Origin of the sequence: Thermoactinomyces sp. DSM 45891 (genome assembly GCF_900119485.1) — a bacterium.
Taxonomy (GTDB): Bacteria; Bacillota; Bacilli; order Thermoactinomycetales; family Thermoactinomycetaceae; genus Baia.
Window position 1 is genome coordinate 1 of the sequence record NZ_FPJZ01000023.1, and the last position, 22,702, is coordinate 22,702.

Consider the following 22,702-nt stretch of genomic DNA (forward strand, 5'->3'; position numbering starts at 1 on the left):
CGAAGCTCCTCTCCTCCACTCCGATCAAGGCTGGCATTATCAAATGAAGAAGTACCAACATTCCTTGAAACAAAGAGAAATTACACAGAGCATGTCCCGTAAGGGAAATTGCTTGGATAATGCCGTCATAGAAAACTTTTTTGGTTTGCTCAAAAGTGAGTTGCTTTATCTTCACACATTTGTGAGTATGGATCATTTCAAACAGGAGCTAGAGGATTATATTCACTATTACAACCACAAACGATTGAAGATAAAACTAAAGGGCATGAGTCCGGTTCAATACCGAACACATACCCTACAGGCTGCTTAAATCTTCATGTCTAACTTTTTGGGTTCACTTCAAAGTGAACCCAGTCCTTAGATGTCTATTTCTAATCCCACACAATAAGTTCAACACGAGTAAAGACCATTTAATTGACTATCCACACACCAGTCGGTTGAGATCGATAATTTGTCCGCTTTTAATTTCCATTTAGGAGTTTGCCAACTCTACCATCTCTTCTACATTAGATTCATACCATTTAGCCTGCGACATATACATCTCATAATACAAGCCTCGTCGGCTCATCAAATCATTAAAGTGGACTGTCAACAGAAAACTAGACAATTTTTTTAAGGTGTTTGGATTTGTACGCAACAGGAGTGGATCACTCTTACTTTCGTCCCATGATCAGCGCTGCTTGCTTTAAAATATCATTTTCCATTCGTAAGCGTTGGAGTTCTTTACGCATTTGAATCAGTTCATTTTCTTCATTGGTTCTTGACTTGCCATTTTGATATAGTTGCACCATTTGTCTTTAAACTCGGGTGTAAAAGTACGTCTTGCCTTTCTGGACATAGATCATTCTCCTCGTTTCACCTGTTGAAACAAGTTTACCTGACCTTATTTTTTCTGTCTAACTTACTGTAGCCGATCCAGTCTCCCTTTTCGAATAATTCTGTGTTTCTTCTTGAATTACATTTTCTTCAAACACTCGAACTAGGTCAAAGTAGGCATTCGTATACGGAGCACTCTCTCCTCTGGCTCCGATGTGAATATTGATAACCGAGATGAAGTAAGGCAGACGGAGTCCCTATTGATCAGTTGAAAAACTGGAAGCCTCCTACCCATTCCCCAGATGAATTACTCAAGTCGATCAAATCTCTTCATGAGCGACTTCTAGAGGTGGTAACCAAATGAGGAAGGATGTAGTTCAGAGTGAACTGCATCCTTGTTCATCTTTAGCCAAGATCAATACTCACTTCCATTGCAAAAATTGTTCATCAAGTGTAAACTCTGTAGAGAGTTGAGATTTTTGTAGCATAGAAGGGCAGATAGAATTATATCGTCTGATAAGAGCATTTATTGGCTTTAAATCTTTTTTTGTAGCCGACTGGGATTGCTGGAGTAGCTCCTGAATGGCTCTACGTATCTTTAATTGAACCTCAACCCATTCAGGTCGGTAATTTGCATTTTTCAGCATTCTATCCATAATATCTCCCTCTAGCAAATCCTTCTCCAGTTTTTGTCCCTGTGGTACATCATCAAATCCTCCCTTATCCTTATACTCTTGAAACATTTGATCAAACCAATCTCCACTTGTCTGAGTTGTCACACTCCGAGTATGCTTTGCTTCATTCTGTTCGCCCATCATATCACCTACGCCCGTTGATATTTTCGTTGCTCATTCGTAGACTCACTACAGACTAGATAACCTCATTCTACTACTTACTCTTACATTACTTATAGACTAAGATGATTTTTTAACAGAGCTATATTCCTTGAAATAACGTAACTTTGAAGGTAATAAGACAGCGGTCATTAGGGCAACTGAAATCAATATCATGAAATGAGAGCCAATAATATTGATGGTTTTAATAGGATAAAACTGTCCTAATAAGCCCACTCCCATTGTACATGCCACTAGAAACATTCCTTGAAACATTCCTAAGATACTCCCAACTCTCCCCATTAGATCGATTGGAATATTATTCTGATAGAATGTAAGATACCCTGTATTTACGAATGACATAGAAAAAGATAAAATCACAAATCCTACAGCTACCGTATTAAATGAATAGGAGAATGAGTACACCACATACCCTGTAGACACTAGCAAGGAACCTATACCAATCAAATATTTCGTTGAAAAACGATGATTCGTAAAGGAATTTACAATAGATCCTACTAAATACCCTATACCAGTAATACTTACTAGTAAACCATAATTGGTTTCAGATAAACTCAGGTCTTTCCGAATATAAACTGCTTCTTGTGCATCAAGAGCAAAAGCAATAAGCATAGTAACTTGAAATAGTATATATATCAATAGTACATACCTAGCACCTTTGAGATAAGAAAAGACCATTTTCCAATCCTTTTTTATGGTATGTATGGAGAATATATCCGATGTCGATCTTGATGTTGATTCTTTATTAACATTTGGCAGAAAACATGTAACCAATGCTGATAAAAAAAAGGAAATCGCATTTATAAAAATAGCTATCTTGTATGTATAAAAAAGAAGAAGTACTCCTGCGATAGCTGGACCAGTCACAAATGCGCCTGAACTTATCAGAGTATAGAAAGAATTAAACTGCTTTCTCTCCTCCTCTGGAATCATTCTTGCTATGTATGTGTTAGAAGTAGGCGCAAAAAAACAACTAGACATACTAATCAATAAAATACAAAAGTAGACATACCAGATAGAGAACATAAACGGAATGCATGCAATGAATATTCCCCGTAGAATATCAGTTGAAATCATGATTTTTTTCAGATTGTGTCGATCTATTAAACTTCCAGACCAAGGACTTATGAAAATAGATGCAATGGGCTTGATCACATAGATCCCTGCAACCGCTATAGGGGAGTTAGTCATGTCTAAGACTAGGAGATTAATCGCAATCAAATAGATAAAATCACCTATATTTGAGATACCAATTCCTAGAAGTAGTAAAGAAGGCCACTTCCATTTACTGATTGTTCCTAAGACCCTATCTCTCATGTAGTCGTCCTCTTAACATTCAATATGTATCTTGATTTTAACTCTTGTACTAATTGAACGGTGTCTCTCTCAATTTCATTTCGGCTTGTTCCATCTCGGTTGGTATATGGATTGTTTACAATAGAAAGGAGCTGTACCATCGCAATATTAAAAAACCAAAACTTGTCCTTCTCCACTAGTCGATTGTAATTCCTGAAGATCCATTTTGGATACCATTCCAATCCCCTAGAGTCTGTAAAAGCATAAGAGCAGACTAAATTAGGAATAAAGGATGCTTCGTAAGAACCCTTATCTAGTAACCATTCTGTTATATTCTGAGCACATATAGAATCGCAAGTAATTTCCTTCAACATATTGCTAGTTATAGACGGATAACCGAATTCTTTCATGCCTACATTCAGAAAACTAATCCAGTCAGTTGATCTTCGTCTCATTTCTTCATCCATTTCCCTATGAGCAGTGTCCAATATGTTGAAACATTTATCATCAATCGAGTCAGTACTGATTTTATGGGATGTCATCCACCTTAAAGGAAAAAAATCAAAATACGCACGATCTAATTCGTGAAGTTGGTAGTCTGTGCGGATCTCCTTCACTTGAATATCAGTTTGACTGGCAACAAGGGTGATATTTCGTCGAAACGGAAATGCATACAAATTTTTAAAACATCGAGCTAACAATTGAATCATTCTTGCTTGAGGGGTGTTTGCGTCATAAGGAAATAGATGGGTAGGCAACCCCCAAGTATTAGCTACAATGCTCCCTTTCTCTGCCAACCTCAAACGAATTATATTCCAAAATGGCTCCTCTAGAACAAAATCTGGGCAGTGTGTGTCGGAATAGAGATCTACGTATATCAAATCAAATGTAGAATTGACCAGAGAATCAATTTTAGAAGCATCGCCATAGACATAGGTGACTGGATCTAGGGTGGGAAAAAGATGTTTATAAAGAGATGAACAGGATTCTATGACATTTTTATCATAGTCAACCACTGTGATTTTTGCGTTAGGTATGCCAGCTAAAGTTGATCGAATCGCTGCTCCAAATCCGGTTCCTAGAATGAGTACACGGTTCCCGGAATTAATAGAACATCCGATAGAAAGATCATCAGGCTGATTACCTGTAAAAATTCTAGAACCAGATATAAGAGATTGAATGGCATCTAAAAGAAATTGGTTTTTACTATATAATCCAGTTCTCATCTATTCTCCCCCATTGTTTTTCTTATAGGCCTACCTAGTTTCCTCTAGTATCTACTCTTTCCATATCAACTCCGTTCGTAAATGCATTAACAAGGTTAACTTTCCAGAAATATGCTCCCCATAACTCTGCTCCCCTTAGTGCTGTCCTATCCCAATTCGTTTGCCGAGCATCTGCATATTTCAGATTTGCTCTCCGCACATCAGCTAGCTCTAAGTTAGCTCCATAAAGATTGGCATATGAAAGATCAGCTCCTTCTAAGCTGGCCTCAATCAAAGAACATTCTCTCATATTTGCACGTTCCAAGTTACATCCACGGAGATCAGCATTATTCAAATTAGCTCCATATAATCTAGCTCCCGGCAATTGGGCACCACGTAGATTAACATTAGCCAAGCATAGCTTATAACCGAATCTCCTAATTAACTCATGACCATCACATACAGTTATAATGTTGAAATCACTAATCTCTGCAATATTTTCATCTTCCCATAGGATATTCTCTTGTGTCACACTCAATAGGATTAGAGTTTTGATACTGGTTGATAGTTGAAACAGAGTTTGTGAGTTCTTTGCCACAATTAGTGGTGAACGAACAGATTCCTTCACTTTGGAGCCCATCAATATTTGTGAATGATCTAATTTTTTCTGTCCCATTGACGCTGAAACAATAAAAGTCGACATAGTGTCCGAAATCGATGTAGCATTCTGTTGCTTTATTAATTCGAACAAAGAAATCACTCTTATCCCCCCAGTTACTACAAATCTCATCTACGTTATTCTAAAACATTGCCTCATTAAAAAAGAAATTATGAGTAAGGCGAGAGTTATTTGAATTATCACCAAATCCCCTAATGGGAGCATGGTACAACGAGTTCCCTCGTATTAAAACCAAGCGGTTATATACGGGTTCAATATCCTGAACTAACTCCCATAATTCTCTGTTCGTTTTATCACGATGGACAATGAGATTTTCATACTCTTGAGCATCTTCAAATCCCTTTTTTCTTGCTTCTTTATCAGAAGGCGGTGACATCAATCCCGTTTCTCTATGCCTAAAAATGCCCATTCCAGCATCTGCAGGTGCATTAGGTGCTAAAAAAACAAGTCCTGCCCAATCAGTCGCATCCACATGAACGTTTATGATATCACCGGACTCCTTAGTCATTATTCTAAAACTACCGAAGTTTTCTATGTTGTATTCAATTTTTTTCCCCAAAATCCTCTCGAAGGATTCTTTAAGAGCATTCGCGTTTACAAGCCTTTTTTTACTTTGATAACCCGGATAATTATACTGCGCACCACTACTATAAGTCGCATCAAGTGCGAAAGAACGGACTAAATCCGGATCAGCATAGAAATTATCAGTAACAATAATCATCTTATTACGGTCGCCCATTTGATCTATCCTAGACATAAACTATCTCCTGACAATAATAGAATTGGTAGCTGAAGTAGCATTAACACCAAAAAAATCAGTATAATAACTATCAATTGCAAAGTGATTAGATTCTACACCTTGCAACCAAGTCCGGATAATATCAGCTTTGTTGATACTATCCTCAACAACTAGATAATCACCAGAAGTTAACATTTCAGCTATATAATCTACTACCTTAAGCGTATGAGCATGTGCATCCTCGATTACTAACCAAGGTTTTGGGAACGTAGCTATTACTTCTGGAGGTAACAACCCATCAATCCTATTTATATCACCATATATAAAATAAATATCATCAGATAGATGTGAAGGTTTTCTTTTGTCAATGCCTACAATCCTTGTTCCTAACCCGAACATAGAAGTCATATCCTTATACCAATTCAAACTCGTATTTGTAGTACCAATTTCAATGATGGTAGCAGGTTTCCTTTCATAAATAAGCATTTGATAAATAGCAAAATCATGCACACTTTTAAATAGGGGCTCTCCTCGCCAAGTCATGCATTGAAGCACACCTTGACTATAGATACGACCTATAAATTCGAGATCGCTGGCATTAACCTCATCCAGTCTCTCAGATATGTCAATAAATCTATCCCTACTTGCTATTTCATAAGTCCCTAGGATTCTATCCGATACAACATTCTTCTTATGTTCAAAATCAGAGTCTAAAATCACACTATCTAAAAAAGTGCAAATTCCGTCTTGATTTCTAATAACTTTTGATCGAAAGTGGCTTTTTATATCATCCATTGTTTGTCCATTTTGACTCCTCATGCTTTACTCTCCCGTTACTTTATTTCATTAAAGAAAAAATTCTGAGTCAACCGTGAATTAGATATCGAATCGCCAAACTGCTGGGTAATTCCATGAAAATACTCAGAACCCTTAAATAGAATTAGTCGGTTATATTTCATTGGAATCTCATACACTAAGTCCCATTTCTCTATGTTTTTAGAGATCGGCATAATGTATTTCCTATCAAACTCGTTTACTGTGCTACAACCAAATCTGTTAAGTTCTTCTTGTATGGTAGGAACCGACATCAATTTGGTTTCTGAATGCCTAAAGATGCCTAGCCCCCCCTTGCAATTGTGATCAAGTGTTAAATAGATAATTCCAGTCCAATCCACATCCCAATCCAAATGGACACACGTTTTCGATTGATCATTGGACATAGCAAGTCTAAATTTACCAAAAATGTACTTCGCTGGATTAACTTGAATTGATTTTTTAACAAGTTTTTCGAATTTCTCTATGTGTATATTCGTGTAAAATGACTTCTTAGTCTCGGCACCCGGAAAATTCTGAGCCTCGTCAAATATATGATAGTCTGCATTCAAAGCTAATTCTCGAATTTGATCAGGATAATCATAGAAATCATCGATCACCATTACATTATCAGGGAGCAAATTTATACCTCCTATGAGATCATATAATACATAGAGTAAAGGGCTGGGATAACTAACTACCAAAAGAATCCGAACTATCATCGTACAGATTGCTTAACTAGTTATTCGTTTTAAAAGCCTGTTCAATTTTCTTCTGTTCATCAGCTTCTAGTGGTTCAAATTCACCGACCATCATCATATTATTCGGGGAATGCATTTGGTAGATTTCTTTATCGAATTCTTCCATTTTGTTAGCAGAATGTTTCATACGTATCACCTCCTATTAAATGAACTTTATTATCCCAGCCCTTAACTCTAAGTACTATTATCTAAATCGGATAGACTGGATGGAAATTGCGTGTCACAACTCGCTCAGAGCAAGAAAACTAAAGTTGACTGTATATCTCTCTCCATCCAAAACTTTAGATACGTCGTGAAATGATGTCTTACTAAAAGATAACCCAACTGCAGTGTTGTGAATCGGCTCTATAGTTGTCACCAAATCTTCACTTTTATCAGAACTATATATACCAAGGAGCCCTCCATTATGATGATTCCATACCCTATTGATGTAAACAATTATCCTATGAGTAAAACCATATTTATAATTAGAAGGTGTTTCTAAATAGTCATTATGAATCCCAGTTTCTTGTCCTGGAAGGAGCCTGTGTGCCGTCGCAAAGAAATCCTTTTTTAACTTCACACCAAAATACTCTTCTGCATTTTCTAGAATGATTTTTCTGTTCTCATTGTCCAAAATGGGGATCAACTCATCTGACAAAATCTTCTCTGTTAATGGAAACATAGTTTGCTCATAGAAGTCACCTTTAGTACCCACAAAATATGGGTTGTTTTCTAAAAAATCTATTAGCATATTTGAAGTCTTTTGATTGAAAAATTCATTGCAACGAAAAAAAGGATATGGGTATAGATATTTCCTTACTTCGTTAAATTCAATAAATTGTGCACTACTCATGATTTACCAGATCCTTTCTTTGTTGATCACTATAGTAATTCCTGTTCTATTTATTTGATAATTATACATCATACAAATAGTAATTCAATATTTAATTCATAAAATATATTTAATTCTATAAATACCATGTTCAAAAACTGAGATTCTTCTCTTTTTGAGAGAAAATTCAGGACCTCTTTTATCGAGGTGTATCTATTTTGTATCAAAAATATGAAATATAGTCTCTTGTAGTCAATGTTATCCAACCTTTTTACTGTGTTGGAAAAAATAAAAAAGGGCTGAGTACATTTCACTTTATTATCTGTGAACTCAGCCCTTTACATAATGTGAAGGAATATCCTATAAAGATTCTACTTCCCTTTTTAATCTGAATGAGAGCTTTTAATTTCGATACGGCTTGCATCGGGCCAAACTCTCTTTTTATAGACCTAAGATTAGTACTCATACGCTTGACGATTTCGTAACGACTTGATTTGGCTCATCCTTGAGTGTAAAGCACGCAATTTATCTTATAGGTAGCTATATAGATAAGTGTCTAAATCCTGCGCTGTCAGTTCCTCTGTAATTCCTTCACTCTGTAAGAGCTTTGGTAATTTTGTTTGGAATAGATGCAACAAGAAAGTATCGCTATATGCCACAGATAATCCCCATGGATAATCCTGAAATGGGAGACAACGAACTACCTTTCCTTTTACTACTAGTGATATTGTGCACTTATCCTCTGCTGTTTGCTCTAAATGCATGCATGTATTAGTAGGAGGTTCATTGAAGCAAAATTTACTTCTTGGGATACCTGCTAGTTGGAACGCTTGATATATTGGATCTGGATCTGCAACAGTTGGGTCTATATAGATCATATGTTTCCTATTAAAATCAAGAACGATTGTATCCTTATAATGAATAAATAAACTACGCAGGAAATAATAGACCGTGGCCTCATTCTCAGTTGAGAACTGTTTTTTTTCTTGAAAATAAGGGGTATTAGTTCGTTCTATTACCATATATCCATAGACCCATCTTTCCCCTACCTTTTTTATCTCATCATAACCATCGTAAGGAGTTTTTGTGATTTTTCTTAAATTCTGGTTGGCAACAGTTACCGCATATCCAACTTTGTTCAACAGCGCTCCAGCTTGCTCTAATGTTAAGTTCATTTATAGAATCATTCCTTTCAAATCTAGTCCTTTACAAGGTACTCGTGATCCAGCAAGTCTTGCACCGTTGGACTGGTAATTTTCGCACCATTCCTCCCAGTGATGGTTACATTTTGCGTGAAAAACTGAGTTCCTCCCCCTGGTTGATCGAAATACGGTGCAATCTCTCCACCCTCTACAGCGAATGGTTTATTAACCCGATATTTGTAATGATTTGCATGCTTACTATGCACCGCTAAAGCACGTTGTTCATACGGTGTTCCTGCTGGAGATAGGAAATATCCACCTTTCGGCTCTCCATATCGGTCAAGTATCGCTCCGACTTCAAGATCCTTCATACCACGTGTTCCCTCTTGAAACCCATCATCTTTTGGCCAGTTGATTGCTCCTGTTTCTTGGTCATAGTAATCGGGGTTATCAAAAGTCTTTTTGTGTTCGAGATAATCTTTTTCGCTTGGAGGATAATCCCATCGATCAATCTTAACCTTATCGTCGGGACTAATAAGGGATATAGCAGACGCATCAGCCCTCGAACCATTTCCCTCAAACTGATGAAAATCCCCTCTGATCTCTGTCTGTCCAAAGTCGATTTTACCCGCGTTCGGGTCTACTCCAGCTAGCTTCAGAGTAGGGAAGTTACGTTGGAACATCTCGTTCATTTTCGCGGATGCTTTATTAAACTCCTCTGTCGCTTTATTGGCGGCATTCGCAACAGCGGGTGATGGTTCACCAAATACACTCGTCATCACTTTATCCCAACCTGCTTTGAAGGCTGGTTCTGCTTTGGTGATACCAAGGAACATCCCTGCACCGAATACTCCTGCTAACGCAACACTTTTCCAGTTAATCTTGCCTGTCTTACCCCAGTCAAATAAGCCTTGCTCGGTTCCAGCTCCTGCACCAGCTCCAAACATACCGGGTAGGTACTTCCCTAGAATGCCGCCTTTTATAAAAAGACCTGTTCCTTTCGTGACTCCAGCGGCCACTCCTAATCCCGGGATGGCACATAGACCTCCTAGGAATACGCTTTTCGCAAGGTCTTTTCCACTCTCTCCTGTAAGTAAACCCGTGATCCCACCAAAGGCAGAACCTACTAGGACTGCGATCCCCACTCCTTGAAAGCCGGGAATAAACAAACAAGCAACTCCAGCTATGACGAGTGCCACCGCAGAGATAACTTCCCAATTCTTCACAATCCAGTCCCATGCACCGACTACTATATCCTTCAACGGTGCTAATACATCTCCAAGCCAGTCCACAAAATCGGAAGCAGTTTCCACGATTCCTTCGCCGAATTCGACGATACTATCCCAAGCAGATTCCCAAAACCCTTTTTCCTGAGTCGAGTCTTTAGCCATCTCTTTATCGAACTGGCTTTCAATCGGAGTCTGATCGATAAAGCCTCCTGCCACAGCGACTCCATTCCCCATGAAGTATAAGGCCATCATCATGACCAATAGGATCACGAAATCATTCTTCTTTTTCACTGATGCAATCTCCTTTGTTGCAATGTTGCCTTAATCGAAGAAAAGGAGCAGTGTAGAAAAACTACATCTGCCCCTTTTTTTACAACCTATACCGAAATTACATACCGTCTGTTTGGCGGAATTTCGTAGCGATTTGGTTTAAGGATTGGGAAATACTTTCAAGTAATGTGGTAAATTGTTTCATGTTATTTTTTGCTTGATCAAACTCTTGAACGAATTTGTTACGAGTCATACCTTCCCATTGACCTTCCATGCTGGAAATGCGGTTACTTAGTGTGTTAATAATTTGTTCGCTTTCATCACGTTTTGCTTGGAATTCTTTTGCTGCTGCTTCTACTTGATCTGGAGTAATCTGAATACGCATAGTAAGAAAAATCCCCCTAAATACTTCTATAATTATTTATTACTATATAATTATACTACATCATGAGACTATTTTCAATATTTATCATGATATAGAATAATGTTATTTGAACAAATGAGGCGGATTTGTCTATTTATATAAATTTTATAACATTTTAATAATTATTATGAAATATATGGAGGGTAGGGCGACGCCGCCCTACTTCCATATTCTTTGTAGATGCTCCACCCATTTGTCTGGTGTGAACTTGTTTGAAAAGGGTGAAGCTCCTTTGATGCGAGTAAAACGTTTTTTTGCGTAGTACCCTTCGCCTGCTCGTAAGGTTTTCGGCATATGCGGAGATCTTGCTTCGGTGTATGGAATCTTTAAGAAGCCAAGATCATTTGAATCTAAAGTGGAGAATAGGAAACCAGTCTCTGCTCCTCTAATCTCAGATAACCAGTCATTACTGCTATACGGGAAGTTAGACGGAACACCTGCGATTGCTGCGTAAAAATTCTTACGTCTTCCTTGACTGATAATCTTCATCAGACGATCTTTCAGCGCATAGTCATCTAACTGTTTACTGAAGTAATCCGCATCATCGATCACGAAGAAAATAGCTGGATGACTCATAGCATCGGATACATTTCGATTCTCTAGTTTCTCTTCTAGCATCTCTAGCATCGATGGAAGCTCGCTTTGATGTGAAATATATCCCTTCATATGCGGAATCTCTCGAATAACAGATATGCCTTGATCACTACTGCGTAGGTCCATTGCATACACTTCTAGCTCTTGCGGAGAGTGGTTGGATGCAAGCGATAAGATCCATGCTTGCAAGAAGGATGTCTTTCCTCCTTCTGTTGGACTCCCCACTACAAAGTAAGGGCCATCGCTTAAACTGATGGAGTATGGTATTAATTCATCCATCGCTATCGCAACAGGGACGGTAAGCTTGCTAGTGGTTTTAGGCTGTTTTTCCAGTAACTCGTCCAAAGTGAGGACTTCGGGTAGAGTCTGAATCGGTACAGGACGCATACCCGTCCACGATTGATTCAACTGTTGCATAGCCTGCCTAAGATTCTGAGCTCTTTGTAATTCGTCTTCTCCTTGTATCGGAAGAGCCGCCTGGAATTCGAGTGGTGGAATACTCCCTTTTATATAACCACGTCCCTCTGGCATATTCAGTGGTGCCTTTACTCTACCCACAGCAAAGTAATAGTCCGAAGGGTCAGCCAGTTCGAAGGAGATTCCGAGCGGAAAATTACTTCGTACCCGATCATAGATATCGTTCACTTGGTTCGTCGTTACGATGAAATGAATCCCGAAACTTCCTCCGGCTCGAAGAAGTTGCTCAAATTCGTTATGTTCTTCTTCAAAATTCTTCTTCAAGATTAGATAGCCATCTAGTACGACAACAAGTGCAGGAACTGGCTCAGACAACGAGTCACGATAAGCGGTAAACGTTTTGATTCCTGTAGTAGACATTTGCTTCCGTCGACGAATCATCTCTTGCTGTAAGAAACGGAAACATCTCTTCATACGATCCGTCTCATCTTCTCGAATGACAGCTCCGACATGAGGCAGATTCATAAAATCACGGAACATATCACCAAAGTCTAATACATACATCTGCACTTCTTCTGGCGTATGTTGTTGTGCTAAAGAATATAGCAGAGTTTGCACAAAGGAAGTCTTACCTGTTCCCGGCATACCATATACAGGTAGATGCCCTTCATGTAATGGAATCGTTAGAATGTCTTGCTGTTGATTGGCTGGGTTATCATAAAATCCTACCACCGGCTCTAACCAGTTCCCTCGAGAAGGTGATAATTCATCTAAGAAAATCTCTTGTGGTAAAGGAGGTAGCCATGGTCCAGCAAGTGTATCGATATCCATCTCCTTCGCTTGCTCACCCAGATACTCCACGATGACTTGTAATTGCTTGACTTCCTGCACTTCTTCCTCATTTACCGAATCATATATCACGGGGATTCTTTTCCCGCTCTTCGAAACTTCATTCATCACGGTTGAGGTTGCTTGCGCGGCGCCTGGACGGTACGGAGCCCCACTCCAGGCAAATTGAACAAGCTCTAACAGTTCATTACTTCCTACCTGTAGGTACCCTCGCCCCGGTGTCGTGATCCATGCAGCATTTGGAATCTTGAGCATATCTCGACTATCTGCTTCTTCCTGTACACGTAGACAGATACGAAAACGTGAGTTACTCCAAATCTTATCATCTACTACTCCACTCGGTTTCTGGGTGGCTAAGATGAGATGAACGCCTAACGTTCGTCCTTTGGCCGCAATCGAGATCAGTTCACTCATGAACTCTGGTTGCTCTTTCTTTAGCTCAGCGAACTCATCCACCACGATTACCAAGTGAGGTAGAGGATTCTGCTCTCGGTGTGCAGATTTATAATATTCATCAATATGTTGCACATTGCCCGCTTCTTTAAAGATCGTTTCCCGCCTCATCAGTTCAGCACGGAGAGAAACTTTTGCTCTCTCGATTAACGAACCGTCTAGGTTGGTAATCGAGCCGACGAGATGAGGCAAGCCTTCAAACGTATTAGACATACCTCCACCTTTATAATCGATGAGCAAGAAGGAGATGTCATGCGGATGATATCGAATGGCGAGCGACGCTAAGAATGACTGGATCACTTCACTTTTCCCTGATCCCGTCGTTCCTGCAATCAAGCCGTGAGGGCCATGCCCCATTCGCTCGATTTTATCGTGGATATTTAGTTCAAAGCGCTTACCAACCGAATTAACTCCGACTGGAACAGGTAATGTATTCGGAAAACGATTCTCTGCCCAATGACACGCAACATTCATATCAGACAGGTGCTTGGATTGTAGCAGATCCATCATCGTCAACACATCAGGGATTTTCCCCGTTTTACTGGCACGAAGGCGAACCGGAGCAAGCACACGAGCGATATGCTCTGCCATTTCTACAGATAAATCATCCGTTTGAAAGGAAAGATCCCACATTCCTTCTTCACTCAGGTAATTCGTTGTTTTCAAATTCCCTATAAAGTTGGATACCTCTAAGAGAGCGTGACATTCTCTGGGTAAGATTTCTTTCCCTTCAGCCAGCAGAAAGATGGATGCACCCACATTTTGCGCCTCTTCTAATAAGAGAGGAAGAAGCGTCTCATTTTCTAGCAGATGGGAATTATCGATTACGATGACATACCAAGGAAGCTCAGTGGTAATGCTACTTCCTTGCTTATTTCGATTCTTTCTTCGTTGAAAGATGCTATATAATGAATCAATGATATTTCTAGCGTCCGTCAGGTTTGTAGCGAGATAACGTTGGTTACGTGCATCATTCCAACCATGAGGCAACCAACGCATCCAATCCCACTCCCTCGCTTCTTCCTCTGAGTAAAAAGACACAAGCTTTACTTCATCGGGTGAATGATGTATGGCTAATTCGATCAAACTGTTTCGCACTGAATTAAGAATCGCTTTACGTTCCCCATACATCCCAACAATAGCAGCTTTATTAAAGGGCAGAATAACAGGAACATCTTCTATCTGTTCGTATTGCTTTGCTAACTCTAGTGCTTCTTCAATAAGTGGATCTTCTTTAAATACGTCTTGCTTGGGTGTCTTCACCTTCATAGAAGAGGGGATTGTGCCCGTTCCAAGACGCAAATTGAGAAAATCTGCGTCGTGTGGGGAACGTTGCCACAGGAAGCTTTTATCTGCTTTGATATTGGCTATACATTGTATAGCAGATGGATTTTGCTCCCGTAAAATCAATTCCTCGTTACGTCGATACTTCTCAAAGTCCTCCCGATTTCGGTGCAATGTTTCTCGATAAATTCTCTCTCTCTTCAGAAGGTCTTGACGGTATTTCTTCCTTTGTGACTGATATACAAAGAACGGAATCGTATAGGAAATGGCCATCACCGAGATCATCACCATTTGAAACATCATGAAGTTCGAGTTACTCTGTCTAGATGAACTCATATAGATATAAAGTCCAATCGATGCTACCGTCATAAATATCGGCGCGATCAAGGTTGCCATGGAAAAGGTCGGTTTTGTCGGCTTATCTGGTGGCTTATGTAATTCCGTAACGACTTGTGGTAATGTCTTACGAATCCTCGGTGATCGGGAAAATAAGATATTCACTACTCCCCACCTCCTCGATTCACTTCATTTTCATACCATTCTTCAAATAGTTGCTTAACACGTTCAGGGGATAATCCCTTAAGTCGTGACAATATATCGTGATACTCCGTTTTTTGGCGTTTGGAAGCAATACGAAGGTAAGCACCGTCCATAATCGAACATTCGTCGAAGTAATGGCTCTCATCCAATTCTAGCCAATCACCCATCGGAGACTTAACTTCTAAGATATAGTCCTCATTGTCTGAAAGATTCCCATTCATCATCGGACTTAGCAAACGAATCACTTCATGGATCGGGAGAGTGGAAGGAAGCTCAATGTCGGTCCCCGGTTTTCCCAGTTCCATTTCCAATGTAACCATGATCGTCGTCTCTTCTGTTCCATGCTCGGATGGGCTCCATGGAATCTGAATAGAGCTTGCGAACTCACCCAATGATAGAAATGGCTTTGGACCTGACGCATGCATGACGGATTCTGCCAACATGATTGGATCTAGCCGTTGCACATAATCTCCCATAAATCCTTGGGATCCAGGAAACGACTCATAAAAAGAAAGGAATTGCTCCCCAATCGAAGGCGTTACTTCAAGTCCTTTATCTTTGAAGAAGTCTATTAATTCTTGTGATTTCTGTTCTAATCCCTCTTGTGTGGGAGCATACAAACAAAAGCAGAACGTACAGTCAAAAAGCGGGAATGGCTTTACCTCCATATAGTGGATTGATTTCCTCACCAACATCTGGGAGGCCCCCCTCTCACCCGCCTCTTGGAGTCTAGCTCTCCCGTTCGTGAGAAATTGCATGGCTTCATTCGGAGGCATTACTCTCCCCCGAATCGATAAATCAACTGAAGCGGGGAGAGATTGAAATAAGTTTCGATAATCGCCAACAACGCTTTGAGCAACTAGACCGCTCAGATAGAAAAATCGCAGATATCCCTCTTTCACCGCATCCTTATGAAAACGGCGAACCATCATTTCCTGCGGTTGGACTTTATATTCCGATTGAACAAGAAGTTGTATATCCCTCTGATTCGGGCAAATCACAACTTGTCCATCTTTTATTTTTCTTTCTTTCGTCGGTTGCCACATCGCATTTAGTTCTGACTGTCCAATCCCCCGATCATGGGCATGTTTTACAAGATATTGCAAGTGATACACGTTCGCACGCTTCATGGTGAATGCTTCTAATTCTTGTTGATATAGCTCTTGTTCTCGCTGAAAATACCAAGTAAATTCTTCATCTAAAATATCGTGTGGACGAATTCCGGAAGTACTCTCCACATACCGATGAAAATGCCTCCAACGACTTCTTTTGCCTTTTTTATTCTCAGCCGGGTATCGATCTAGAGCAAAACCAATATAAATTTGTTTTTCAGATGAAGAAAAACTTTTTTCCTTAATAATTTGATTTACCTTATGAAGAAAGGCCGGATCATCTGGCTTCATTGCAAAATTAGGCATCTCTTCGATGGTTTCCATCTTCGGGACAATGAGGATATGGAAATCCGTGTTGAACTGTTGAAATAACTGAACTCGTCCCATTTCCTCATCGGTATTTAATCCCATTCGAGGCAGTTGATAATAAGCATATACTTGTCCATCTAAAGAGAATACTAGGTTTTCTTCTATATGATTAATAGGGAATGCTAACTGTGTCGCTTTCAACGAGTTGTCTCCTCTCTTGAAATCCTGCTAGAGAAATAGGATGGTGAGGGAGCTTTCTTCATACGTGGTTGCATACCGATGGTATATCCGTTTCCAAATTGATAAACCGTTGTTTGTGAAATAGAACCATTCATCGAAAAATGCTGATGAGCAGAGGTGCCTCTTCTCCATAAATAGTGATTTACTCTCTTTAGTAACGTTCTCTTCCAGCTTTGCATTCTCAACCGAAAAGGTTTCTTCTCACCGTATATGAGATAGTTATAATGGTTCAAAAATATTCATCCTCACTTTACTGGCTATTCCTGAAAGATATAATTCGCCACTGACCATCTTCTTTCGTCAGTTTCAAAATATACGGGTATATAAAGGTTGCACCCAGATGATCTGTGAATTTTACCTTACACGTTATTTCATACTCGGATTGTTGTTCCCATACGCTCACGCTTTCAAGTTTGCTAAAACTAATAATACTCCCCATACCACGTAGCTGAAGATCTCCTTTGGTTCTATGGGACAACGTTTTTTCAGGGCTGGTTGAAGCAAACTCCTTGAAGAAGCTTTCTAAAAATGCCGTGTACTCTCCTAACTGCTTCTCATCCACTTTGTTACCTTGAGGTTTGTAATCCCCTTTGGATGCTTGCACCGGACTTGATTCTGGTAGATAGTATGGAATGTCCTCTACCACAAACGAGTCACGAGAAGCCGCATAGATGGGAACGACTAAATGGCGGGTTTCCATAGTAAATTTCTTATCCGATGGATTCATTAGCATCATCGTTGCAGAAACAATAATATTCGCCCGATTGTTGCCTTTATCTTGAACATCCCAGACTTGCACATTGCTTGGGGTGGAGTCTACTTTCACTCCACTTAAAACCATACCCGCTTGTTCATCAATCCCCTTAATCAAATAAGGTTCAAGGCGCTTGGCTCTTTCCTCTTTGTCAGTAGAAATCCAACGAAAGTACTCGTTTGCAAATTCCGTTGCCTTGGTTCTAGCAGGCATCGAAACAGCCGGATTGTTACTAAAAGCTTGAGATCCCTTTTCTTGAACCAGCCACGAGTAAATAAAAACACAACCAACTACAGCATTCATCAGCAAAAGAGACCATAACAAAATACGCTTCTGCCTAAAACCTTTCAACAAGGTAGGTTTGGGTCGATCTTGAACATTTCTCAAACGCAATCTTCCTTATCCATAAGAATGATAATTGAATATAATTCTGTATACTATTTACAACAAAACAGACTCTTCTAGCATAGTATATAAGAGAAAAACTTTCATCATAGAAATGAAAGTTTTTTTTCCATTTGTAAATCATTGTCAATTTATAAATTTAGATTTGAAATCGCCCCAGAATCTCTCCCCATATTGTATTAAAAGAAGCTCTTAAACGTTTATGATTCATTTACGATTGCTAAGATTTGATGATCTTCCCACTTTCCATTCACTTTTAAACTCTTTCTCGCGATCCCCTCTTTATGAAATCCATTTTTTAAAAGGACTGAAATAGACCCCATATTATGAGGCAGAACAGCGGCTTCAATACGATGGAGATTCAGTTCTTGGAAAGCGTGGTCCACTGCCAATTTTACTGCTTTGGACATATATCCTCTACCATTATAATCTTGATCTAGTGTATAACCAATCCAACAGCTTTGTAGATGCTGTCTCATGACGCGATTGAGCATGACTTTGCCAATCAACTCATCTAACTCTTGTTGATAAATCAAGAACAAATATCCCCGATCTGTTTGAGCATTTTCAATCGCTTTTTTTACAATCTTCAATTGACTTTGAAGGGTGTACTCAGAGTTCTCTTGTTTCCTAAAAAAGGGCTGAAAGAAATCCCGATTCTTTACTTCAAACTTTAATAGTTCATCTACATCCTCTTCCTCAACTAATCGAATGTAGATGTTTTCACTTTCTATCTTCACTTTTGTATCTCTCACCATCATTCACCTTCTCATCTCTCATTCATTACTTGTCATTTGCAAAAACATCAATGCCTAATCCATTTAAAACGTCGATTGCTTGTCTCACTGGTAACTTAGGTAACATCAATTCCTCAGCCACAAATTCCTCTATTTCCTGGACAGTGGCAAACCGTATTTCTTCTGGCCCCCGGTCAACATAACGAATTCGGCATTTATTATTCAATAGTGATACATTTCGATTCTGACCGGTTTGCCATAATTGGCATCTTAGTGCTGACATAAAGGTAGACTTCAATTGGAACGAGCATTGTAGTGCCGGGAGAAAATCGGAGGGTTTGTATTTTTTACGTGTGAAAAACTCCCATTCCTTTCCGCTTTTCTTACCATCTGTATAACGAACAAATTTGTATCTGTGTTCTTGTAGGGAAAGAGGTAATAAATAAACTTTATCATCACCAAATTCACTTATATTTTCACCAGGTCTTTCATAACAAATCGGCTTAAATATAGGTGCAGCTACGCCAAAGTCTAGAAAAACTCGCTCTTCATCTAATATAACTATGATCCCCATATGGTTGTCCTCAAGCAAGACACAATAACTGTCAAAACCGAGTTCCTCTAATAACCGAATGACATTTGAATTCTGAGTAAAACAAGTACCACCAAAATGAAACTGGCCATAGCCATCTACAAACTGCTCCAATGAAGGGATTTCATATCCTCTTCCAACGTGATCTCGATACGAAATGAGCTTACTAATATTTTCAAACGGAAAGGTATTCAAATGAGCATGACTAATGCGAGAGAGGTACTCATAACTAGCTGGTTCCATCGAAAGGCCCATATACTCTAAATACCTGCTTGCCGCTGTAGATATCGTCTTCATCCATATCTTCTCCTTACTCAATATAAAAACATCCCCTCTAGACATCAGATCTAAAGGGGAACGGCATTTCGATGATTATTCAACTGTTACGGATTTTGCAAGGTTACGTGGTTTATCAACATCATATCCACGTTCTACACAAGCATAGTAAGCAAGAAGTTGCAATGGAACCACTGCTAAGACTGGAGCGAAGAGGTCACTTACTTGTGGAATCATAATCACTTCATCCACCGACTTGATTAAATCTGTGTCTCCTTCAACCGCTAAACCGAGTACGTAGGCTCCGCGTGCTTTTACTTCTTGGATATTGGAAACCGTTTTTTCGAACACGGATTGTTGTGTCGCTAGAGAGATAACTGGAATATGATCCTCAATCAACGCAAGTGTCCCGTGCTTCAACTCGCCCGCTGCGTAAGCCTCAGAATGGATATAGGAGATCTCTTTTAACTTCAAAGAACCTTCCAATGCTACCGCATAATCTAATCCACGACCTAAGAAGAATAGGTTGTTGTGCTTCGCAATGCTACGTGCAAACGCCTCAACTGTCTTCTCCTGTTTTAGTACCTCTTCCACTTTTTCTGGGAGAGTAAGAAGATCTGTTACGATGGTTTGTAGTTCTTCAGCAGACTTGTAGCCTTTCACTTGTGCAAAATAGAGGCCTAGTAGATAAATAGCAATCAACTGCGAAGTATATGCCTTTGTAGAGGCTACAGCAATCTCTGGACCTGCCCAAGTCGTGATCACATCATCCGCTTCACGTGCAACGCTAGAGCCAACAACGTTTGTAATCGCCATCACACGAGCACCATGTTTTTGGGCTTCACGTAATGCGGCCAGTGTATCAGCCGTTTCCCCTGATTGGGAAACCACGACTACCAATGTGCGATCCGTGATAATGGGATTGCGATAACGATACTCAGATGCTACATCACATTCGACCGGAATGCGAGCAAGATCTTCAAGTACATATTTACCGATTAAACCAGCATGGTACGCAGTGCCACAAGCAACGAAGTGGATTTTCTCTATATTCTGGATCTGCTCCAGTGTAAGTCCGATTTCTTGAGAAAGATCAACCGTATTTCCTTTTACACGACTTGCGAGTGTATCACGAATTGCTTTCGGTTGCTCATAAATCTCTTTCATCATAAAGTGGTCGAAGCCACCCTTTTCTGCTGTTTCAATATCCCAATTCACACGCATACTTTCACGCTTAATCGGTTCTCCGTCCATCGTCATCAATTCCACGCCTGCCTCGTTGATAACAGCCATCTCGCCATCTTCCATGATATATACATCACGTGTGTGCTTCAGGATCGCTGGAATATCGGAAGCAATAAAGTTTTCACCTTCTCCGATTCCGACTACCAATGGACTTGCATAACGAACTGCAATCATTTTATCAGGTTCATACTCACTGATAATGCCAAGAGCATAAGCGCCATGCAAACGTGCTACCACTTTTTGAACCGTACTTAGTAATCCACCATCCCAATGATCAGCTAATAGCTTGGCAAGAACTTCTGTATCGGTTTGGGAAGTAAAAAGGTATCCTTTTGCGATCAGCTCTTCCTTTAACTCAATGTAGTTCTCGATAATCCCGTTATGAACAATCGCGAACTTTCCATCGTGATCCACATGTGGGTGGGAATTCTCATCCGATGGTTTCCCATGCGTTGCCCAACGAGTATGTCCGATTCCTAAAGAACCCTGTAATCCACTCGTCTGCAACTTTGTTTCTAAATCCTTTAAGCGACCTTTGGATTTCTCAACATGAAGTTGTTGCCCATTATAGATCGCTAAACCCGCAGAATCATATCCGCGGTACTCAAGCTTACTCAGCCCTTCTAATAAAATAGATTGAGCCTGCTTCCCACCAATATACCCAACAATTCCGCACATAGATGAAAACCTCCTATTATTCTGTTACATGCAAGTGCTATAACTCCAGACTGTTTCTTTCCTGCTCCGCTTGAGCATTACGTCATATCGTAATCTTTGCTCGATCAGTCACCCAATCGGTTTGTATTACGATTCCACGGTACTGACGCATTACCGGGAGGCATCCGCCGAACACTCGATCATCCTCCACCTCGTCAACTGCATCACCCTGCAGTTCTGGCGCTTTTAACAACAGAAAAAAATTATAACACGATAGGGGATTATTTGTCTCTGGCAACTCTATCCTCTATGTGTCATATTCCTATACTATTCAATGGTCTGAAAAAAGTAAAGTGCGATATCCCTATTGTGGACATCGCACTTCCCACTATTCACCTAATTGACGCAAAATCCAGCGGTCGTTTGCATTGTTAGCAAAAAGCCTTACTAAAATATCAAGAACCAATTCTTGTTATTTGAAGCGCTGCAAGATCGTAATTCCTCCCTGCTATCGTACCAACATTGTAGACTAACGGATTAGCGAATACTGTTAAATTAACCGTCTCTCCTCCATTTAAAGATACTGTTGTAAACAAAGTACCTGAGGTATTCTGCGAAACTCTCAAAGTCTGTGGTTCTCTAGCTTGAATTGCTGAGTTTCCATTATAACCCAATCTAACAAGCACATCCCCATCTGGAGGTGGCGCACCTGATCCTCCAGTTATTCCATATCGCACAGTCCATTGCATTAAGTAGGTCCCCGTCATACCTATAGTAACTACCTGCATAGCACCATTAATAGAAAATGCACCGGTCGGACTAGATCTAAATTTACTAAATGTAACCATTGAATTTATTGGCACTGGATTTGTAGGGGTGTCTTCAGAGCTCAAAGAAGCTATTGCAAAAATGGTGCCAAAGTCTCCTGTTGGTCCGGTCACACCCTGAGAACCTGTGTTACCTTGTAGTCCTGTGGCTCCCGTGAGTCCATTTGCTCCCGTTGCTCCTTGGGGTCCCGTATTCCCTTGGAGTCCCGTAGCCCCGTCCGCGCCCGTCGGCCCTTGAGGCCCTGTTGCTCCTTGAGGCCCTGTTGCTCCTTGGGGTCCCGTTGCTCCTTGAGGTCCGGTATCTCCTTGAGGTCCAGTAGCGCCTTGAGGTCCCGTTGCTCCTTGAGGTCCCGTTGCTCCTTGAGGTCC

The 22,702-nt window shown here is 40.1% G+C and carries 21 protein-coding genes and 1 pseudogene; 1 reads left to right on the plus strand and 21 read right to left on the minus strand.

Translation table 11 applies throughout. From position 1 onward, the window contains the following. Window positions 1-310: IS3 family transposase (locus tag BT147_RS13535; RefSeq protein WP_143187949.1), on the plus strand; the 310-nt coding region annotated here is incomplete at its 5' end. A gap of 343 nt (window positions 311-653) precedes the next feature. Here BT147_RS13535 and BT147_RS15650 read toward each other — a convergent pair. The 21 genes and pseudogenes from BT147_RS15650 to BT147_RS15915 all read right to left on the minus strand — a co-directional run. Then, window positions 654-791, minus strand: a complete 138-nt coding sequence (locus BT147_RS15650) for a transposase (RefSeq protein ID WP_072336466.1) — start codon at window positions 789-791, stop codon at window positions 654-656. Between the two features lie 447 nt (window positions 792-1,238). Beyond that, window positions 1,239-1,631 carry a DUF1992 domain-containing protein gene (locus tag BT147_RS13545; protein WP_072336469.1) on the minus strand — a complete coding sequence of 131 codons (393 nt, stop codon included), beginning with the start codon at window positions 1,629-1,631 and terminating at the stop codon, window positions 1,239-1,241. 99 nt (window positions 1,632-1,730) lie between these two features. Beyond that, window positions 1,731-2,987 carry an MFS transporter gene (locus tag BT147_RS13550; protein ID WP_072336472.1) on the minus strand — a complete coding sequence of 419 codons (1,257 nt, stop codon included), beginning with the start codon at window positions 2,985-2,987 and terminating at the stop codon, window positions 1,731-1,733. Continuing rightward, entirely contained in the window at window positions 2,984-4,192 is a 1,209-nt protein-coding gene (locus tag BT147_RS13555) for a spermidine synthase (RefSeq protein WP_072336475.1), read from the minus strand. The genes BT147_RS13550 and BT147_RS13555 overlap by 4 nt, the downstream gene beginning before the upstream one ends. Before the next feature lie 34 nt (window positions 4,193-4,226). Further along, on the minus strand, window positions 4,227-4,931 hold the full coding sequence (locus BT147_RS16055) for a pentapeptide repeat-containing protein (RefSeq protein WP_072336478.1): 705 nt from the start codon (window positions 4,929-4,931) through the stop codon (window positions 4,227-4,229). Window positions 4,932-4,971: 40 nt separating this feature from the next. Beyond that, complete coding sequence (locus tag BT147_RS13565) at window positions 4,972-5,607, minus strand: DUF6445 family protein (RefSeq protein WP_286119520.1); 636 nt, start codon at window positions 5,605-5,607, stop codon at window positions 4,972-4,974. A 3-nt stretch (window positions 5,608-5,610) separates the two neighbouring features. After that, window positions 5,611-6,408 (minus strand): CmcI family methyltransferase, encoded by a 798-nt coding sequence (locus BT147_RS13570; RefSeq protein WP_083426576.1) that lies wholly within the window; start codon window positions 6,406-6,408, stop codon window positions 5,611-5,613. Window positions 6,409-6,422: 14 nt separating this feature from the next. Then, window positions 6,423-7,043, minus strand: a complete 621-nt coding sequence (locus BT147_RS13575) for a DUF6445 family protein (protein ID WP_072336481.1) — start codon at window positions 7,041-7,043, stop codon at window positions 6,423-6,425. A gap of 97 nt (window positions 7,044-7,140) precedes the next feature. Beyond that, window positions 7,141-7,290 carry a hypothetical protein gene (locus tag BT147_RS15655; RefSeq protein ID WP_177239843.1) on the minus strand — a complete coding sequence of 50 codons (150 nt, stop codon included), beginning with the start codon at window positions 7,288-7,290 and terminating at the stop codon, window positions 7,141-7,143. Between the two features lie 93 nt (window positions 7,291-7,383). Further along, window positions 7,384-7,998 carry a 2OG-Fe(II) oxygenase gene (locus BT147_RS13580; protein ID WP_072336483.1) on the minus strand — a complete coding sequence of 205 codons (615 nt, stop codon included), beginning with the start codon at window positions 7,996-7,998 and terminating at the stop codon, window positions 7,384-7,386. Between the two features lie 509 nt (window positions 7,999-8,507). Continuing rightward, window positions 8,508-9,152 (minus strand): hypothetical protein, encoded by a 645-nt coding sequence (locus tag BT147_RS13585; protein ID WP_072336486.1) that lies wholly within the window; start codon window positions 9,150-9,152, stop codon window positions 8,508-8,510. Window positions 9,153-9,175: 23 nt separating this feature from the next. After that, window positions 9,176-10,639: a glycohydrolase toxin TNT-related protein gene (locus tag BT147_RS15910; RefSeq protein WP_072336489.1), complete on the minus strand. Its 1,464-nt coding sequence runs from the start codon at window positions 10,637-10,639 to the stop codon at window positions 9,176-9,178. Between the two features lie 97 nt (window positions 10,640-10,736). After that, window positions 10,737-11,003, minus strand: coding sequence for a WXG100 family type VII secretion target (locus BT147_RS13595; protein ID WP_072336492.1), 267 nt, complete (start codon window positions 11,001-11,003; stop codon window positions 10,737-10,739). 198 nt (window positions 11,004-11,201) lie between these two features. Then, window positions 11,202-15,140 (minus strand): type VII secretion protein EssC, encoded by a 3,939-nt coding sequence (essC, locus tag BT147_RS13600; RefSeq protein WP_072336495.1) that lies wholly within the window; start codon window positions 15,138-15,140, stop codon window positions 11,202-11,204. Beyond that, a complete protein-coding gene (locus BT147_RS13605; protein WP_072336498.1) occupies window positions 15,140-16,801 on the minus strand; it encodes a hypothetical protein in 1,662 nt (553 codons plus the stop codon). Before BT147_RS13605 ends, essC begins: the two co-directional genes overlap by 1 nt. Beyond that, window positions 16,798-17,073 (minus strand): hypothetical protein, encoded by a 276-nt coding sequence (locus tag BT147_RS13610; protein ID WP_072336501.1) that lies wholly within the window; start codon window positions 17,071-17,073, stop codon window positions 16,798-16,800. Before BT147_RS13610 ends, BT147_RS13605 begins: the two co-directional genes overlap by 4 nt. Window positions 17,074-17,090: 17 nt before the next feature. Beyond that, on the minus strand, window positions 17,091-17,981 hold the full coding sequence (locus BT147_RS13615; RefSeq protein WP_072336504.1) for a conjugal transfer protein: 891 nt from the start codon (window positions 17,979-17,981) through the stop codon (window positions 17,091-17,093). 218 nt (window positions 17,982-18,199) lie between these two features. Then, window positions 18,200-18,754 (minus strand): GNAT family N-acetyltransferase, encoded by a 555-nt coding sequence (locus tag BT147_RS13620; RefSeq protein ID WP_286119522.1) that lies wholly within the window; start codon window positions 18,752-18,754, stop codon window positions 18,200-18,202. Between the two features lie 28 nt (window positions 18,755-18,782). Further along, on the minus strand, window positions 18,783-19,625 hold the full coding sequence (locus BT147_RS13625) for an arylamine N-acetyltransferase (RefSeq protein ID WP_072336507.1): 843 nt from the start codon (window positions 19,623-19,625) through the stop codon (window positions 18,783-18,785). 75 nt (window positions 19,626-19,700) lie between these two features. Beyond that, the gene (gene glmS / locus BT147_RS13630; protein ID WP_072336510.1) at window positions 19,701-21,527 is read right to left on the minus strand and encodes a glutamine--fructose-6-phosphate transaminase (isomerizing); all 1,827 of its coding nucleotides are present in this window, start codon (window positions 21,525-21,527) and stop codon (window positions 19,701-19,703) included. Between the two features lie 434 nt (window positions 21,528-21,961). Then, window positions 21,962-22,702 (minus strand): annotated as a pseudogene (locus tag BT147_RS15915) (BclA C-terminal domain-containing protein); the annotation flags it as partial.

Coding starts and splice junctions, on each gene's coding strand:
- BT147_RS13580 (WP_072336483.1), bottom strand. CDS start 7,998: ATGAGTAGTGCACAATTTATTGAATTTAACGAAGTAAGGAAATATCTA.
- BT147_RS15650 (WP_072336466.1), bottom strand. CDS start 791: ATGGTGCAACTATATCAAAATGGCAAGTCAAGAACCAATGAAGAAAAT.
- glmS (WP_072336510.1), bottom strand. CDS start 21,527: ATGTGCGGAATTGTTGGGTATATTGGTGGGAAGCAGGCTCAATCTATT.
- BT147_RS13625 (WP_072336507.1), bottom strand. CDS start 19,625: ATGAAGACGATATCTACAGCGGCAAGCAGGTATTTAGAGTATATGGGC.
- BT147_RS13545 (WP_072336469.1), bottom strand. CDS start 1,631: ATGGGCGAACAGAATGAAGCAAAGCATACTCGGAGTGTGACAACTCAG.
- BT147_RS13555 (WP_072336475.1), bottom strand. CDS start 4,192: ATGAGAACTGGATTATATAGTAAAAACCAATTTCTTTTAGATGCCATT.
- BT147_RS13595 (WP_072336492.1), bottom strand. CDS start 11,003: ATGCGTATTCAGATTACTCCAGATCAAGTAGAAGCAGCAGCAAAAGAA.
- BT147_RS13570 (WP_083426576.1), bottom strand. CDS start 6,408: ATGAGGAGTCAAAATGGACAAACAATGGATGATATAAAAAGCCACTTT.
- BT147_RS13565 (WP_286119520.1), bottom strand. CDS start 5,607: ATGTCTAGGATAGATCAAATGGGCGACCGTAATAAGATGATTATTGTT.
- BT147_RS13585 (WP_072336486.1), bottom strand. CDS start 9,152: ATGAACTTAACATTAGAGCAAGCTGGAGCGCTGTTGAACAAAGTTGGA.
- BT147_RS15655 (WP_177239843.1), bottom strand. CDS start 7,290: ATGAAACATTCTGCTAACAAAATGGAAGAATTCGATAAAGAAATCTAC.
- BT147_RS13550 (WP_072336472.1), bottom strand. CDS start 2,987: ATGAGAGATAGGGTCTTAGGAACAATCAGTAAATGGAAGTGGCCTTCT.